Here is a 17,767-nt window from a genome sequence, read left to right on the forward strand (position 1 = left end):
CTTCAAACCGTTAACATGCGCATCTCACCAGTTCCCTGATAGCTCAGTCGGTAGAGCGACGGACTGTTAATCCGCAGGTCCCAGGTTCGAGCCCTGGTCGGGGAGCCAATTAACTCAATGAGTTAGCTGGCTTATAGCTCTGGTTAGCTTCCTTAGCGTGACAGAAACGTGACAGCGGAATGACTTTTCTGTCTTTTCCTGTCTCAATTCTTGACGCTGCAAACGCTTGATTCTCAGTCGCAAACTTGGCATAACGATCTACCATATTGCGTGATTTCCAGCCGCCCAGGTCTTTCAATTCATCACAGCTCGTTCCAGCCTGCCGATGCCATGAAGCCCAAGTATGCCGCAAATCATGAAACCGAAAATCTTCCAGTCCTGCCTTCTTAATCGCATTCTTCCAAGCCGTATTGGTTAAATCCCAAAGAATCGGCTGATTGCGATAAGTAAAACAAAACTGCTCATGCTTACCCATTTGTTCCTGTAAAACTAATACTGCATCCGCATTGAGTGGTACACCTCGCGGCGTGCCATTCTTAGTGCGATTGAGCCATGCAGTGCGTCGATCCAAATCAACGCGATTACACTCCAAACCGGTAATCTCACGCGCCCGGCAGCCTGTTGCCAGTGCAAATCGGATCAAGGCTGCCAGATGTTCAGGTGCAGCCGCAATGAGTCGATCTGCTTCTTCCCTGTTCAACCACCGATCCCGTTCCACTTCACCAGGCAGCAAACGAATTTTAGGAATGCTATCGATCCATTGCCATTCATCGCGTGCCATTTTCAGCAAATTGCGAATCAAGGCCAGATAACGATTCACCGTTGCCGGGGTATTGCCCTTCTTGAGTTGTCCCTGTACCACTGACCAAATCACGTCACCGTTAATTTGATTCAGTGTCAGACTTCCCAAATAGGGATCAAGCATCCGGCAAATCCGATTTACATCCCGAAAACTACGCAAACTCGCTTTGATTGTGAGATACCGTACGACAGCTTCTTGCCATAAGCGCTGGGGTTTAATACCGAAATGATGTTCTCGAAATGCTTCCAGCCGGATTTTGGCTAGCAGTGCTTCAGCATCTTGTCGGGTTTCAGTCCCAGCGCTTTGGCGTATTCTTTTGCCGTTTGGGAGCGTTGTTGCAATCCACCAGAAGCGAGAATCTTGCCTTCGGTAGACACCTTCTTGGGTTTGGGCCATGTTGCCTCCTTCTTAGCCCGCCCGTGCTCGCCTTGCTTATATTCTTCTATCCAGACATCCAGGTCAACCCTATCGTATAAACAACGACGACCCAGCTTGATATAAGGAATCTCCAATTCTGTCAGCAATGTAACGCCAATACCGAGATATTGCGCCGCTTCTTCTTTGGATAAGCATCGAATGGCAGGCAGTGGCAGGCTAACTTTATCCATTGTTATTCGCCGTCTGACTGTTTCCGATACTCAGCCGCATCTTTATCTATACTGGCTTGTTCTTCCGCTTCGACAGAACGATTTAAGATGGTATTAAATTGACGCGCTTTAATGGTTACCTTTTCCTGAATATAGCCATCAAAGGTCAGTCCTAGATAAAAACTTTTACGTTCATGATAAACATAAAGCGCATCCTTAAAAGCCCTTATGCCCGAATCAAAATCCTTGATGCCTTTGCACGCCATCAGTGAAATCAGCGTGCTGAGTCCGATCTTACATAGCCAATCATTGCCAGGCACACGCGCAGCGCTGAAACGAGATGATAACGGGCCGCCATTGGTTTCCCAGTCGATAGAGGATAGATAACCCCATAACGGATGAATCGGCCAGCGTGAACGGGTTTGATCATCCCCATTAGGCAGGGTCAGACGTAACCATTCTGTTGTGGCATAGCTCCATAAGCCGTTGAGGTTATCAAGCACCTCAGTCAGCTTTCCGAGTCCTTTCTGGGTCAATACTTCTCGATTTAATTGAAATTCAAGTCGCCAGACTTTATCTTCGCCATTCCATCCGGCTTTTTTCCATAACTCATGCAAATAGAATTTCTTGGATTGTTTTTCTATTTCCAATGTTTTGTCATACAGACGACAACTAATGACACCCCCTGCCCCAATGACCCAGCCGGAGAAGGCACGTTCGATAGAATAGGTATTAATCGCTGAAGCGCGCGTTACCCAGGCATGACGATCCCAGCTTTCCATATTTTCTGAACTGACAAAATCAACAAACAGGTCAATGCGGCTGACGTTAGCAGATTCATGAACCACTCCAAATTGATCCAGGATAGCTTCTAGCGCTTTTTCTGCTACTACGGAACCCACATGGGTCAGATACTCGCTAGAAATCTTTACATAGGCGAATGGAACCGATTGGCTGCGGGATAGCTGAATACGAAAAGCATTATCTTCAAGAATATAAGGAAATAATCTCGCTCCTTTGTCTTTGACTTCGAAGATATGGCCATTAATGGGATATTGCGCGTTGATTTGTTCAAAAGGTTCTGGTGATTGCGCTATTTTCTTGAGTTCTTTCAGCTTGTCATCCACAACCGGTAATAATTCACCCGGATAGGATAAATAAAGACTATCAACCCCAAATCTTAAAAGCTTGAAATACTCAGAATTGCAGTTATTGGGTACTGTGTTACTAGGCGGCGTACCCTGTGAGGATGAAACAAAATGATGCAATGCGTTCGTCAAATCTCTTTCCACCTCGCCCTCGCATCGCTCCTCCTCGCTGAAGCTCGTCGTCCTCTGCGTTGGCTCGGCGGCTTCGATTTTACTAAAGGCTATAGCTTCAGGTGAAACTTCTGCTTCTTTCTTCATGATAAACCTCGCATCCACGGCGACCATGCAAAAATTGCTGCATCGCAACGGATAGAGATTTTGTAACTCAGCTCAAGATTTGTATTCCACTCAAAAATTAAGTTTTTAGGTGGTTGCGTTTTTCTTCATGTAGGTATCAGCAAATTTACGCAGTGCCTTTTCACTACCGCCGCCTTTTGAATTGGCAGTATAAAGCTTTAATTCCTCGACAAATAATTGGTAAAGTTGCTTATCAGTTAAGCGCAGAGCGCCAGATTCATAAAGCACTTCAAAGACCAAGCGCATTTTTTGGAAGTTAGCCTGTTTGACTTTTTCTTTCTTACCACTAATGGCGGACTTTAGTTTTGCAAAAAACTTCACGTCTTGTAATCGCGTTGCCCTACTTATTTTTCCAACGACAGTTGGACAACCAATAATGGAAGCGTCAATCTTTATGGCATCAGTTAAAGCTTTGTTGTCACCGTTGCGAATCCGTTTGATTAATTCATTCAGGAAGCAACCGTGATAAAGCACACACCACAGAGAATACTGCACAGCAATAAAAGCAGCACTAATCTCTGGAAGGGAGGGGCGCAACGATTCAATATCATCTTTAGTCGGGTTTGGCCGTGCCTCAAAGTGCTCGTGCACCTGATTCCAAATACCCGGTAAAGCTCCAATGTTTCCAGGACAATCGGACATCTGCTTGAACCAATCCAAAATTTGCTCTAGTGAAACAAACTGCAAAAGCCCGGTACATAATAAAACTGTAAAGTCTTTAGTAGGAATCTCATAAAAATAGCACCAGCTGAACTCTTCATCTTCTTTATCAAAGAGCCGATCATCACAATCATTTATCGTTTTCTTGGTATCCTCGATTCCAACTGCAACCAGTGGCCACAGTTCAAGAAATGCACGGAGATTCCGTGCTGTAATGCCCTTGCCGTAGTTAGTTTCATTCATGATAAGTTGCCAAATAAGTTAGGCCATAAATCAAAACAATAATCGTTAGTTTTATTTTGATTTTTAGCCTGTTACAAAATTTACGGCAACATATTCAAATACTGAATGTTAATATTAGGCACAACAGCTTTGCTCTTGTGCATGGCATGGGGACAGACTGGCTAAGCCAGACTGTTATGTTAATGCAGTCGATGGTTTTTTATATGGTTTAAAATACTCAACAATTAGGATTGCTTTTTCATGCATATTGCCTGTCATGTCTAAAATAAATCAAATCCAGAATGCTTTGAAAGAATTAGATGGCGGAGCTTTTCAGAAGCTAGCTGACTCCTACCTGAAAAAGAAAGGCTATGAGTATCTGATTCCATTAGGCTCTGTCATTGGTTCAAACAAAGTCAAAAAAGGTACTCCAGACACATTGGCAATACTTCCGAATGGAAAATATGTCTTTGTCGAATATACGACTCAACAAGCAAGGCTTGTAGAAAAACTAACCGGTGATTTGAATAAATGCTTCGATGAGATAAAAACCGGTATACCCGTGGCAAAAATTCAGGAGATAGTGATCTGCCACACATCTAACTTAGATGCTAGCGAGTTTCACCAGCTACGTAAAAATTGCGAAGCACACAGCGTTAACTTAAACATTTTTGATATTGGTTTAATTTCATATGACCTACTGGAAAAATACCCAGGGATTGCGAGAGATTATTTAGGAATAAATGTTGACACTGGGCAAGTTGTTCCACCAGATGAGTTTGTCAATTTATATAGCAAGAACAAATACGCCACACGACTCGATACAGATTTTATTTTCAGAGATGATGAAACTAAGAGTATTAGCTATGCTATTGAGAACAACAATTTAGTTATTGTGCAGGGTAAAGCGGGGGTTGGAAAAACCAGAGTTGCGCTTGAATGTTGCGTTCGATTTACTGAAATCCACTCAGAATATAAAACACTCTGTATATTTAATCGTGGGCTAGATATCTTTGATGACATTAAGACTCACTTTAGTGAGCCTGGATCTTTCCTTATCCTGATCGACGACGCGAATCGCGTAAGTAAATTTGAATATCTGGTCCAGCAGCTACAATACAAACGCGAAGACCAACAAATCAAAATAATAGTGACGGTTCGCGATTATGCAATCGAAAATATTCTCAAAGCTTCCAAGGCATATGGCGAAGCACCAGAAATAGTAGTTCAACCATTTACAGATGAGCAAATCAAACAACTAGTTGAGAATGAATATAACTTTCGGAACTATCACTACCCGGAGCGTATTGCCAATATTGCTCAAGGCAATCCCCGCCTTGCAATAATGGCAGCAGAAGTAGTTAAGGAAAAAAACACCCTCGAAAGTATTAACAATGTTTCAAACCTCTATGACAGCTACTTTGCTTCAATACATCAAGATCTAGATGAAATTGACGATGCCTGTCTTTTAAAAGTCGCAGGAATTGTTGCTTTTTTCAGAATTCTAGATAGGAACAACGAAACGATCATAAGTGCCATTGAGAGTGCGTTTGGCTTAACCCCCAAAGAAATATGGGAAGCTATTAATCGGCTTCATTATTTAGAGATCATAGATCTTTATGAGGATGAGGTGGCTAAAATTTCAGATCAAGTTTTGTCTACTTATCTTTTTTACCTTGCTTTCTTCAAAAAGAATTCACTTGATTTTGGAAAGCTATTAGAAAGATTTTTTCCTACGTATCGTGAACGATTAATAGACGCTCTTAATCCTGTCATGAATATATTCCATAGCGAAGCTTTAATGGAAGCAATTCGCTCTCACATTGATAAGCTCTGGGATAAACAGATTCACGAAAATAATGAAGAAGACTTTCTCTTTCTTCTCAATGATTTTGGGTTACTAAAACAAACTGAAACACTTGTTTACTTTAACAAACAGATTAGAGCTCTACCAATAACACAAATTGACTTGGCAAACCTTAATTTTGATGCCAAATCAGAAGCCTCACTTCCTTCAATCTTTAGCATTCTTGGTTCGTTTCAAAATGCCGACGATGACAATTTTAAAATAGCTCTAGGTTTACTATGCGACTACTTGGAAAAATTCCCAGAGAAATTGCCTGACTTTTTATACATTTTTATTAACCGCTTCTGTTTCCATCACACCTCTTATCTTTATGCATATTCTGTTCAACAAGCAGTAGTAAATGTTTTATGGGAACGCACTCGAAAAGGGGAAAATTTGCTATTTTCCAAAGTATTTCTGATAGTAGCAAAGGAATATATCCAAACAAATTTTCGGAATTATGAGAGTAAAGGCAAGCATGCTATCAGCTATATTAATTTTGAGCTTTCACCAACCATCAAACTAACTGAACTAAGAAAAACGATATGGGATAGCCTCTTTTGTCTCTATAAGGTTCATAGTTTAAAAGATGAAGTAATTGAGGAAATTCACAATTACAGCATACTAAACAATGAGGTGTCTGCTAGCAAGATTATTGAACAAGATGCTTCAGAAATTATTCCATTCCTAATGCGGGAGCTATCGCCTGAAAATTTCAAACACTGTTTCTTAGTGCAAACCTATCTAAAAAAGTTAGAAAATAGGGATATACCAGTTGCCAGTTCACTAAAAGAACGATTTGAAAGTAAAATCTACTGTTTTTATGATTTATTAACCTCCGATTGGCTAGAAAGACACACATTAGAACTAAGCTATGAAGAATACGCGAGATATAAAAAGGATGAAATTGAGAAATACACCTCTCAATACAAATTGGAAGACTACACAGAGTTTTTTAAACAGTGCGCTGAAATTAAGCTAAACATATCTAAATCAATTCAGGCTCATTCATTCCAAGAAAACATAATTACAGCATTAATTAGTCTAGCGGAGCGAAATAGTAAGCTCTACTCGATGGTTCTGGAATACTATCTCGACCAAAGTGATCCTTTGAATTTCAGCAAATATCATCATCAATTGCTGGTTAAGAATCTGATTGAAGTGTCTGGAATAGAAGAAACTTATTTAATTCTTGCCGAAGCCAGTCATCAAACTAAACGGGATTGGTTGTTCGATTATTATGAATATTTACCAAAATCAGAAATTTCCTCTGAACGGCTATATCAACTCTACGATCTTTACAATAATGCCGAATCGCGTGAGCTTCCAACTAATTGGGATTACCTACTAGGCTACCAAGCAGTTGAACCAGAAATAATCTCTAAGGAAGCTCTGATTAAGTTATTTATTCCAGTTTTGTCGACAAAGCTATCGGTAAAGTAGCTAATATAGGCATTATTGTGCGATTAATAACTGTAATTTTTAGCAGATTGCATACTATTCTGTCCCCTGATGCTGATTTTCAGGGATATTGGACGGAATTATCCCGTGGTTGGCATCCACACCTTACGGACATGGTAAAGATTAGCCAAGGCAAACAACAGATAAAGCTGTTGTGCATTCTTGAACAATCCTCGGTAACGGACTTTGGTATAACCAAATTGTCTTTTGACAATACGAAACGGATGTTCAACCTTTGCGCGTAGTGAAGCTAGCATACGATTGAGCACGGCATGTTCTGCTGGCAATTCCTCACCGCGCTTGCGTTTGAATGGCATACCCCAGACCGGCTCTTCCGGCTGTCGTTGCGCTTCCAGATTGCGATCATTACGAGTATAAGCCCGATCACCCAATACAATTGCCTCTTCGCCATGTACCAGCGCATCAATCATGTTGCCATCGGCCACTTTGGCCGTGGTAATTTCCAGGCTATGCACCAGGCCGGAATCGGCATCTACGCCTATGTGTGCTTTTAATCCAAAGTAATAGTTGTTGCCTTTCTTAGTCGAACTCATCTCGCCATCACGTTTGCGTTGCCGGTTCTTGGTCGATGGCGCAGCCGCTATCAGCGTGGCGTCAACTATCGTGCCCTGACGCAGCAATAATCCCTGTTGCGCTAACCGCCCAGTTGTTTCAGCAAACAGGCTTTGTGCCAAGTGATGCTTCTCCAGCAGGTGGCGAAACTTGAGGATCGTCGTCTCATCAGGCATAACATCTTCTCCCGCATCTAGTCCTGCAAATTCACGTAGCATCGGCACATCATGTAACGCTTCTTCCATTGCCGGATCTGAATAACCAAACCATTGCTGCATCATATGAATCCGCAGCATCGCTTCCAACGCAAATGGCTTGCGTCCCAAACCTGCTACCGGATAGTGCGGCGCGATCCGATTCGTCCAGTCTACCCATGGAACCACTTGCTCCATTTCTTCGAGAAACTTTTGCCGGCGAGTTACTTTTGGTTTCTTGATAAATAATGGAATCGACAATACTAATTGTTTCATCAATGCATTCCCTTGCAGTGGTTACAATCTACCGCGTATTTTACAAGTTTTTGGGACTTAATCAGAGTTTCCCTAAAATAACAGAGATCATTATCGCTAAATCGAAGGTGAATATTGATTACGCTAACTCACTATTTAATTTATTTAATTATTTCTCTGAAGTAAATAAAGAAATTGCAATTCACTTTACTGGAAAAACAGAGTTACTTAAACAAGCCTATTTTCTATGGCTTGATACTTACCGGGATGGAGATTATGAAGGAAACAACTTTGACTATTTTTTAGACCAAGATTCCAATTTCATTGTGGATTATATCGATTGGATGTATAAAAAAAAGAAATGGGTAAGTCGACATGATGATCATCGTAATTACTCATTCATATGGAAACGAGATAATTATTATGAAATTATGACTAAGGCCGCTGAACGAATATTTCAACATGAAAAAGGTGATAATTTTTATTCTTTTTTTCACGTTTTCTTTGGATTAAAAGAGGAAGATCAGGAGCTACAGATAATTATTCCGCGAAAAAAAGAATTTCTAATGCAGCTCATCGAAGACAGGCACAACAACGTCAAGTTCATGAGGTTTGTTTTTGGATTGATCTCTATTCTTAGCGAAGATGATAAGCGTTCACTTATCTCAAGATATATCAATCTCAACAATAACTTTGAAGATTTTGAACAACTACCACTTGAATCCAGCTCTCGAAGCTGGTCAGGAAGTGCTGTACCGATGCATCAGAGGCGTGTTGATTTTTTCCAAACTTTAATTCCGTTATTCAATACTGTTTCCTTACTCGAACACAAGCACTATATTGAACAAAAAATAAAACGTATTCGTGACGAAATAGAAACAGAAAAGAAAATGGACTTTATGGATTTTTAATGGACGGCTGATAATTAATAAATGACAGACCAGATTTTAATTGAAGTTATTAAAGCGATTGTCGGCCTAATCATAGGATCGGGTATTACATCTTATTTTTTTACTCGCAAATTAAAACGTTTATCAGGCTATGAGCGAGCGGTTGATGACATGCTCAAAGCTTTAATAGAAGGCACTGAGCAAGTATCCGATAGAGCCAATTTGCTGAAACAGACAATTCAGAAAGTTGAAATTATATTGCGTTCAGCAGAAATTGATTTGTCTTACTTACAGTCCATTCAAGTTGACTTGGAAACGCAAGCAATGGCTTTAAAAGAAGCTATCAATACCCACCGGATTTATCTGACTCCACTATTACCATTTGGAGAATCAAGTCATGTATTTAATTCAATTAATTCAATTTCTGCAGGTGTATCACTGCTCGCTACTTATTTACCAAGTATGAATGAAAGTGATAGAGCTGATGCTCTTAATACAACAATTGCTGAAATTGCTGTTTACTACGATATTCACAGAAAGTTATGTACAAGCATATCTGCCATTCTTGCCAAATTAAATTCTGGCAAGGATATATTTATATGATTAAGAATGGTTTTTATATATTAACTGCTACAATGTCTTGATAGCAGAATATTCAAAGTTCTATGCCTTTGGTCACCAAAAAGTAAAGACACAAAATTATTATGCATTTTAAAAATATTAGTATTACTTATTGCCATGCACTAACATACTAATAAGAAAGTATTTTTGTTGAAAACTTACATTCTATTGCTAATTGATTGCAAAATTAGGTCGAGTATAATTTATTGATGATCTATAAGCTATACCACCCCAAATTCTATTTTCTTTCTTATTACACTCAAATAGAACTTTCTTTAGGTTATTTACCTTTGTTGTCTGAAAGCAACACAATATTGCTAATCGAAGATAATAATCTCTGCCTTCAAGTCCATACCTATGCAAGTATGTTACTGGCATGATATTGGCATACCAAACTCTGCGAAAGAATTCTCTTAAAACGCGACTCAATGCTGACATCCAAAATCCCTCTTTTTGATCATCGGGTATAGCTATGTTCGCGATAGTCTCGATTGTATAAATTATATTGCTGCCAAGTGCTCTAAATTTTTCTAGATTTATACTACTATCGATTTCCGCCTTATCAAATAGATTGTCATCAAGTGAGAAGAATCCTATATTTTCAAACATAAATAAGTGTGCAATATCATCCCAAATAGAAACTTCTAAGTTAGCTCCTTCAAAGTCAATATCAAATATTCTATCTGCAAAATATTCGTCAAACCTATTTTCATTAATACTGAGTAATTCTTTTATAAATCTATTAATTTCAACAGATGCATCTGATCCATTGAGATGAAGGTCAAATCGGATTAGCCTGTTTTTTAGATGACTGTCGCGAAAAAGTGTGGTCTCTTGTTTGCTGGCTACACGACCAATGTAATCTAAATCCTTTATTGCATTTTCAATTAATTCTCTATGGATTTTAGTTAAAAATGGTGATATCTCTTTAATGCCTGATCTTAATTTTTCAGAATATGGATACTTATCCCTTTGAGCAATTGCTACAGAAACTCTAAATTCACTTAAGGCATGCAGAGAATGTGAAAAAAGATATCCTAGAATATTTTCAATGACCTGCTTTTTTTGGGGATCGCTAAATGATAATTCATGTAGCTTGTAGAAAAGCTCAAACATATTACAGCCTTGTACATGTTCTATGCTGAGTACGTCTTCAATCCACGGAACATGTTCCCCGTTTATATTTAAACATGGTGTTCTAAACCACTGTAATTCTATTTGTTGATTTAAAATATCTTTTTCTACTAGCTGCGCTTTAGAATCCATGCATTTTTTAAGAAATGCAGAACTCGTTTCCTTGATAGCATTACCTCTATACAGAGATGGATACTTGCACTCATTTTTTAAATAATCTGATAAATGATCTACATCAGAGAGCCAGTAAGTTTTTTTAGAGATTGATCTATAATATTTCAGAAGGGATTCGGCAATTAAAGAATTTGATCCGGTTTCAAAGATTACTTCCTTAAGATCGCTTTTATCACCGTCATTATCATCCGACTTTTTATGCCCCCTTATCTCTCCTTTTTCACCATAAGACCTCAAGAGAATTTTTTTTGAATCGAGAATGCATAAATTCCATATTAATTCTTCTTCATGAAAACCAACAGATAACTTCTTTTTATCTTTTCGATAACTTAAGAAAAGCAAGCTTTTCGCATATTTAATAATTTTATTTTTTGTTTTTGTTATTTCCCAAGTGCTATTTTGTTCAGAATCTAGCTTTGATAGTAAAGACTCACAAAATGGGTTTGCGAGGATAAATTCTAATTTAGGAATACGTTCGTCAATTAATAATTCAATATAATTATGACCTGTAGAAGATTTAGAGGAATTGGCGGAATCCGCAAAGTTAATAATATTCTGTCTAAAATCAGTTGGACCTGCGAGTCTCAGAAATTTGAGAGATATCCTTTTTTCAGTAGCTTCAAGCAGTATATTGAACAAGTTGTCGTCGCTATAGTTTCCATTTTCTATACTTATGACACCAAGATTACTATCAGTATAATTTTTCTTAAGTTCGATTTCTTTGGTTTTTTTAAATATATATTCAGTTATATCTTTAATTATGTCGTGCTTGAGGTTTTGGGAAGGTGAAGTTTTGCGATTTTTGTGGATCTGAATATATCGAATGAAGCTTGTGCTTCTCAGACATATTTCTGATAGTACATTATATTTCCAGATGAGTTCGTCTTTCCTTGCCGGACTAGCTTTACTTATTTTTAATTTTATTAATTCAAATTGGTTCGTCCAATAATTGGAATAATTTTCTTCATCAAAATTATCAAGAATATCAGAGCTATTCAAAACTATTGGTTGTATCCTACCTTCATGGTTTCCATTGGCCATAAATACAGAAGCTTCATACATGGGGTTTTGTTTTTTTAAATATGTATGCTAATAACAGGAATCATAAAATCACAATTTTGTGCTGATTCCATAAATTCTAGAAAATTGCTGTGATGTTCTAGGTTTTCATCGTAACGCAATGGAATCCCATATTCAGAGAAAATTGTTACGATGAAATCAACCTCTTTTTTGTCTTCATAAGCATACGACAGAAATATCTGTACATTCTTCTCTGCAAGATATTTACCCATTTCTTCTATATTTAATCGAGTCTCTGGTGTTCTATTTGTAGGCATAAATCAGCAATCCAATAAGAGAGCTTGAAGTATATGCTATCAAACCAATAAACTGAATTGCATATCTTAAGGAGTAAAGAGTGACCTCACATTTTTAGTACTAATTTTTATTAGATAGATGTAAAAATCAATCTAATTGTATTTGGTTCAAGATTATTTTTGGCAAGAAAGGACCTTATTGACATAATATAAGGAAAAAATAATATTGTGCCAAACTGCGCTATAAACAACATTGTTTATGACTGTGTGACATAGTTTTGATGCTTGGCAAGCATTATAAGTTATTGTTTTATATAATATATTAATTATAATTGCGTTTCGTAATCATTAAGGCAATTTCTCAAATTATTATAGGTACAAAAGCTTCGCTCTTGTACATGGAATTAAGACAGACTGGCTATGCCAGACTGTTAAGGCGGGTTGATTCAAACCCATCTAATCTCAAATATCAAACGTGACAAATCTGACGATTATTGGCGAGTGTTGGCGAGCACTGGCAAGCATATTATCAATAAAAACAGTTAATTAAAACACCTGTTAATCAGAATTATTTACATTAAAATCAATCTGTTACTTATAAAGCGTGACAATTATCAATAGTGAACTAAATCTGAATTAATCCAGCTGAAGTGGTGAATTCTGGATGCTGCTTTACTTGTAAAATACTACTTTGCATGAACATCTAGCTTTTGTGGTGTAAGGCGGTATCCCATAGCATTCATAATTGCATTAATACTTTCAAATTTAGGATTGCCATTTTCTGATAATGCCTTTTGTATGCCGTTTCGCGTAATTCCTGTTTCCTGAGCTAATGTTGAAACACCTTTAACACGGGCGATCATGCGTAATTGAGCAAATAAGGCGGCAGTACATCCATCTCTCGCGTATTCCTCGAAAGCAGTGGCGAGATATTCATCAATCTCGTCGGGATGATTACGGTAATACATTTCTTCACTTTCATCTAATGTTTTATAAGTACGTTCTTTAGCCATTATTTTTATAATCCTTCCAATATTCTTTAGCGTTTCTGATATCTCGGCTCTGACTGTCTTTATCACCACCACATAATAAAACAACAATATTATCGACATCTTCACCAAAATAAACCCGGTATCCAGGGCCAAAAAACATTCGTAGCTCTGAAACACCTTCTCCTACAGAATCACAATCACCATAGAGCCCTTCTCCTAATCGCCGAATGCGCGCTCTGATTCGTTGTTGACCCTTTTTGTCTTTTAAACTATCTATCCAACTGCGATAAGGTTCATGACCATTTTCATCTGCATAGATAATAATTTGCTTTGCTCGTATTGATTGAACCAATTTATTCTCTATTCTTTATCTTATCTATACATTAGAGTGCATACTATATTATGCACTTCCCATCAAAATATCAAATCTTAAATAATGCTAATTTTCCAAAATGAATTATCAAAAAACAGAACGTGACAAATCTGACGATTATTGGCGAGTTTTGGCGAGCACTTGCGAGTGTAAAATTAATAAAAACAGTTAGTTAAAACACCTGTTAATCCGCAGGTCCCAGGTTCGAGCCCTGGTCGGGGAGCCAATTAACTCAAAGAGTTAGTCGGCTTATAGCTCTGGTTAGCATCTGTATAGTGACAAAAACATGACAGCGGAATAACTTTTCGGTCTTTTCCTGTCTCAATTCTTGACGTTGCGAAGGCTAGGTTCTCAGTCGCAAACTGGCATAACGATCTACCATATTGCGTGTTTCTAACCGTCCAGGTCTTTCAATTCATCACAGCTCGTTCCAAGTCTGCCGATACCATAAGATTCATCCGGGGAGCGCGTACTTGATAATCAAATGCATGTTTAAGAGAGTGAATTAAAGGTTGAAGTTGTCTCTGACTTTTAATCATGAGATCTTTTCAACATGTTGACAAGTTTGTTGTATCACGCCTTTGGCATAGTTGGTTATTTCGGATCTAGGTGACTTTGAGTGGGTAAACTTCTGATATGAACAGCGACGCACTATTTGGTGTGGCATTGGGATTACAAGCGCCGTAGAGAATTACGGATGTAACCTTCAAAACAAACGATGCAGCAAGATGTGAATTGCACCTGCGAATCGGATTTGTTACTGGCAGAAAATTCAAAGACGAGGCAGGTGTTGATTGCGCTGTGCATGACACAATTGAGTGTCAGTGGTAACACTTCAACTTCTTTGAACATTATGTTTCTTTCATTTCAGAGTGCCACGTATCACCACCAGTGAAAGCAAGGAGCATGCTGCACTAAAGAATCACAAGTGCACATTTCCAAATTGGCCAAACGACGTGCTCGCGGCTTTAGAAACGTCAGGAACTACATCGATATGAACTATTTCTTGTGCGGAAAGCTGACTTTCTCTTACCCGTGGTATTTCACATAAATACGGAAACAAATTGTGGTCAAACACTCTCTCAAATACTCCCGCCCATTCCTTCAACTCGTTTACCGGTGAGCTATTCGGGCCAGAAAATCTGCGATAGCAATAAATTTTTCTACCGGCAAGTTCTCAGCGCGCAGCCCAGGATCAATACCCAGAACGCTAAAATCTTCCGCCTTCAAAAAATGATGCAGTGTATTGCGGAGCGTTTTGCGGCGTTGTGAAAACGCTGCCAAAACTATTTGTGAAAATAACGCTTCATCTTTAACGGCTCGAGATGATTGAGAGCGTGGAACCATTCGCACGATGGCTGATTCGACCTTGGGTATCGGACGGAAAGATTCTGCAGGAACGCTAAAAACATGCTCCATATCAAAGCGATACTGCAGCATGACGGAGAGACGTCCATAATCCGGCGTCGATGGCATTCCCACCATACGTTCTACAACTTCTTTTTGTAGCATGAAATGCATATCCAAGATCTGTTCTGAAAATTGACTCAGATGGAACAGTAAAGGAGTCGATATGTTGTAAGGCAGATTACCGATAATACGCAATTTCTCACCTAAAGCAGAAAAATCAAACTTCAGCGCATCGGTTGCATGAATAGTCAATTTTTCTTGCGAAAATTCCTTTTCCAGCTTGGCTACAATATCGCGATCAATTTCTACAACCTCCAAATGATCCAGCACGTGCAGCAAAGGACGTGTTAGCGCACCGAGACCTGGGCCGATTTCAATGATCCGTTCACCCTTCTGCGGATATATTTCATTGATGATTTGCGCAATGATCTGCTGATCAACTAAAAAATTCTGGCCAAAACGTTTGCGCGGATTATGATGCATGAAGAAACAATGCTTGGTTTTTGGTCAGTTGCGCGGCCATTTCAATTGCAGTCAACAAGCTACCGGGATTCGCGCGTCCTGTTGCAGCCAATTCCAGTGCAGTGCCATGATCAACCGAAGTACGAATAATAGGCAATCCTAATGTAACATTGACACCACCGCCAAAACTGGCATGCTTCAATACCGGCAACCCCTGGTCATGATACATGGTGAAAATGCAATCATATTGTTTAAGTTGTGAAGGATTAAACAAAGTATCCGCCGGAACAGGACCGGTCAGATGCATCCCCTCAGCGCGCAGCTTATTGAGCACAGGAATGATGACATCGATTTCTTCACGCCCCAGATGACCGGATTCACCTGCATGCGGATTGAGTCCCGCAACAACAATACGCGGGTTATCCAGCATAAACCGTGTGACCAAGTCCCGTTGAATTATACGCAATTTGCTTTCGATTCTGCCGGGTGTGATCGCCGCAGCCACATCCTTAAGCGGTAAATGGGTCGTCGCCAGCGTCACGCGCATGTTTCCACCTACCAACATCATAACAACCGGGCAATGCATCAATTCTGCTAAATATTCTGTATGCCCGGTAAAAGGTATGCCTGCATCATTAATCACGCCCTTATGTACTGGTGCTGTGACCATACCGTCAAATTCACCGGATCTACAGATTTCAACAGCACGCTCTAACGTGGATAGAACATAACGCGCATTCGCCGGATTCAGTGTTCCCGGCATGGCCGTTTCCGCTAAGGGGACATGCAGAACATGCAAGCTACCCGCTTTATGCGGACTCGGGTTAGTTACCGAGATATCAATCAGCTTCAGCGGAAGCTTGAGCTGTTGCGCACGTGCCAGCAACAAATCACTATCTGCGATGACTACCAGATTACATGACAGTGGCTGCTGTGCAATTTGCACACATAAATCAGGACCGATTCCTGCGGGCTCACCAGCTGTTAGTGCTAATGTAGGAATAAATTTATTGTTCATTTTCAATGATCATTATCTAGACGATACTCCACGTAGGCTTGATCCCGTAATTGCCGTAGCCATTCCTGAACTACAACGTCTGCTTTGCGATTTCGTATTGCTTGCCGTGCTGTCTGCCGGCGCCGGTTAAGACTGATATCTTGGGAGCGGCGTTCCATTACTTGGATCAAATGCCAGCCAAATTGCGATCTGACCGGATCACTGACTTGGCCTGGTAACAGGGCGTTCATTGCCCGTTCGAAATCCGGCACGGTATCACCCGGTGAAAGCCAGCCAAGATCACCGCCGGATGACGCGCTGGTATCCTCGGAATAAAGTTTGGCTACTTCTGCAAAATCTTCGCCCTTATCAAGTCGCTCTTTAATCTGAATAATCTTTAGTCTGGCATCATTCTCGGAAGTCAATTCGTTAATTTTAATCAGTACGTGGCGCGCATGCGTCTGATCGATGATCACTGTCGGCACTTCCTGAACACGTCTGCCGAGCAGTTTGAAAATATGGAAACCGTTCGGGCTTTGGACTACTTGTGTCACATCCCCCGGTTGCAACGGTGTCAATAATTCAGCAAATGCCGGGCCCATTTGGGTGATCGGGCGCCATTCAATGATCCCGCCTTGTTTAGCATCGGCAGCATCGGAAAACTCAGCAACCACTTGCGCAAATTCCACGCCTTCTTTCAGCTTTCTCAGCGCCATATCGGCGCGTTCGGCTCTTTGCTGGATTTGGGCGGAATTCATATTTTCTGATACCAATATCAGAATATGCGCAAGACGATATTCATCATTGCCCTCGGCGGATGTTTCCTGGGTATGCAGAAAATTATCAACTTCTCCTTCCGTAACATTCACCTGATTTTTAATCTCCCGTTCCTTCATTCGCGCCATGATCATTTCTTCGCGGATCTCATCGCGGAACTTGTTATAACTGATCCCGTCTTTTTCCAACACAACATAAAATTCCGGCAGAGTCAATTTATTTTCCTCAGCAATACGCAGTATGGTTTCATCCAGTTCACTTTCACCGACGGACAATCCCACTTCCTTTGCGTGCTGCAATTGAATACGCTTGGTTATTAAGGATTCCAGTACCTGATTCTCCATTGTGTGTTGATTAGGTAATTGAGCGCCTTGCAGTTGCAATCGGCCAATAGCAATTTTGATGGCTTCATCAAGTTCCTGCCGGGTAATGACATCTTCATTCACAACTGCCACGATGTGATCAATTGGCTTTGCTTCTGGGACGAATTCCGATTCTTGTGCGGTAACATGAGCAGATATGAATACAATGAGCAGTAGAAAGATGCAGGAATAGTTTCTGTTATGCATAGAGTGT

General features: G+C 39.8%; 15 protein-coding genes and 1 tRNA gene. 4 read left to right on the forward strand and 12 right to left on the reverse strand.

The window, feature by feature from the left end; genetic code table 11:
* Positions 1 to 32 precede the first annotated feature (32 nt).
* A tRNA-Asn gene (locus NIT79A3_RS09860) sits at positions 33 to 108 on the forward strand.
* A 1-nt stretch (position 109) separates the two neighbouring features.
* Here NIT79A3_RS09860 and NIT79A3_RS09865 read toward each other — a convergent pair.
* From NIT79A3_RS09865 to NIT79A3_RS09875, 4 genes are all read right to left on the reverse strand, one after another.
* The gene (locus NIT79A3_RS09865) at positions 110 to 1,144 is read right to left on the reverse strand and encodes a site-specific integrase (protein ID WP_348225769.1); all 1,035 of its coding nucleotides are present in this window, start codon (positions 1,142 to 1,144) and stop codon (positions 110 to 112) included.
* Positions 1,063 to 1,410, reverse strand: coding sequence for a helix-turn-helix domain-containing protein (locus NIT79A3_RS19500; RefSeq protein ID WP_156797060.1), 348 nt, complete (start codon positions 1,408 to 1,410; stop codon positions 1,063 to 1,065). The genes NIT79A3_RS09865 and NIT79A3_RS19500 overlap by 82 nt, the downstream gene beginning before the upstream one ends.
* Before the next feature lie 2 nt (positions 1,411 to 1,412).
* Positions 1,413 to 2,795, reverse strand: a complete 1,383-nt coding sequence (locus tag NIT79A3_RS09870; RefSeq protein ID WP_013966054.1) for a hypothetical protein — start codon at positions 2,793 to 2,795, stop codon at positions 1,413 to 1,415.
* 105 nt (positions 2,796 to 2,900) lie between these two features.
* The gene (locus NIT79A3_RS09875; protein ID WP_013966055.1) at positions 2,901 to 3,737 is read right to left on the reverse strand and encodes a hypothetical protein; all 837 of its coding nucleotides are present in this window, start codon (positions 3,735 to 3,737) and stop codon (positions 2,901 to 2,903) included.
* Positions 3,738 to 3,993: 256 nt separating this feature from the next.
* On the opposite strand from NIT79A3_RS09875, the gene NIT79A3_RS09880 reads away from it, so the two are divergent.
* Positions 3,994 to 7,005, forward strand: coding sequence for a hypothetical protein (locus tag NIT79A3_RS09880; RefSeq protein ID WP_013966056.1), 3,012 nt, complete (start codon positions 3,994 to 3,996; stop codon positions 7,003 to 7,005).
* A 98-nt stretch (positions 7,006 to 7,103) separates the two neighbouring features.
* Here the strand turns inward: NIT79A3_RS09880 and NIT79A3_RS09885 are convergent, their stop codons facing one another.
* Positions 7,104 to 8,066, reverse strand: coding sequence for an IS5 family transposase (locus NIT79A3_RS09885; protein ID WP_013964369.1), 963 nt, complete (start codon positions 8,064 to 8,066; stop codon positions 7,104 to 7,106).
* Here NIT79A3_RS09885 and NIT79A3_RS09890 point away from each other — a divergent pair.
* Together NIT79A3_RS09890 and NIT79A3_RS09895 are read left to right on the forward strand one after the other, a co-directional pair.
* Positions 8,039 to 8,956 carry a hypothetical protein gene (locus NIT79A3_RS09890; RefSeq protein ID WP_156797061.1) on the forward strand — a complete coding sequence of 306 codons (918 nt, stop codon included), beginning with the start codon at positions 8,039 to 8,041 and terminating at the stop codon, positions 8,954 to 8,956. The genes NIT79A3_RS09885 and NIT79A3_RS09890 overlap by 28 nt on opposite strands.
* A gap of 21 nt (positions 8,957 to 8,977) precedes the next feature.
* Positions 8,978 to 9,538, forward strand: a complete 561-nt coding sequence (locus NIT79A3_RS09895) for a hypothetical protein (RefSeq protein WP_013966058.1) — start codon at positions 8,978 to 8,980, stop codon at positions 9,536 to 9,538.
* Positions 9,539 to 9,727: 189 nt separating this feature from the next.
* On the opposite strand, the gene NIT79A3_RS09900 is transcribed toward NIT79A3_RS09895, so the two are convergent.
* The 7 genes from NIT79A3_RS09900 to NIT79A3_RS09935 all read right to left on the reverse strand — a co-directional run bounded on the left by NIT79A3_RS09900 (position 9,728) and on the right by NIT79A3_RS09935 (position 17,760).
* Complete coding sequence (locus NIT79A3_RS09900; protein ID WP_013966059.1) at positions 9,728 to 11,926, reverse strand: hypothetical protein; 2,199 nt, start codon at positions 11,924 to 11,926, stop codon at positions 9,728 to 9,730.
* Between the two features lie 14 nt (positions 11,927 to 11,940).
* Entirely contained in the window at positions 11,941 to 12,201 is a 261-nt protein-coding gene (locus NIT79A3_RS09905; RefSeq protein ID WP_041360301.1) for a toll/interleukin-1 receptor domain-containing protein, read from the reverse strand.
* Between the two features lie 665 nt (positions 12,202 to 12,866).
* Positions 12,867 to 13,193 (reverse strand): addiction module antidote protein, encoded by a 327-nt coding sequence (locus NIT79A3_RS09910; protein WP_013966061.1) that lies wholly within the window; start codon positions 13,191 to 13,193, stop codon positions 12,867 to 12,869.
* Entirely contained in the window at positions 13,186 to 13,524 is a 339-nt protein-coding gene (locus tag NIT79A3_RS09915) for a type II toxin-antitoxin system RelE/ParE family toxin (RefSeq protein WP_013966062.1), read from the reverse strand. The genes NIT79A3_RS09910 and NIT79A3_RS09915 overlap by 8 nt, the downstream gene beginning before the upstream one ends.
* 1,134 nt (positions 13,525 to 14,658) lie before the next feature.
* A complete protein-coding gene (rsmA, locus tag NIT79A3_RS09925; RefSeq protein ID WP_013966063.1) occupies positions 14,659 to 15,438 on the reverse strand; it encodes a 16S rRNA (adenine(1518)-N(6)/adenine(1519)-N(6))-dimethyltransferase RsmA in 780 nt (259 codons plus the stop codon).
* Positions 15,428 to 16,435 (reverse strand): 4-hydroxythreonine-4-phosphate dehydrogenase PdxA, encoded by a 1,008-nt coding sequence (gene pdxA / locus NIT79A3_RS09930; protein ID WP_013966064.1) that lies wholly within the window; start codon positions 16,433 to 16,435, stop codon positions 15,428 to 15,430. Before pdxA ends, rsmA begins: the two co-directional genes overlap by 11 nt.
* 2 nt (positions 16,436 to 16,437) lie before the next feature.
* A complete protein-coding gene (locus NIT79A3_RS09935) occupies positions 16,438 to 17,760 on the reverse strand; it encodes a peptidylprolyl isomerase (RefSeq protein WP_013966065.1) in 1,323 nt (440 codons plus the stop codon).
* Positions 17,761 to 17,767: the final 7 nt, after the last annotated feature.

This window comes from Nitrosomonas sp. Is79A3, from assembly GCF_000219585.1.
Taxonomy (GTDB): domain Bacteria; phylum Pseudomonadota; class Gammaproteobacteria; order Burkholderiales; family Nitrosomonadaceae; genus Nitrosomonas.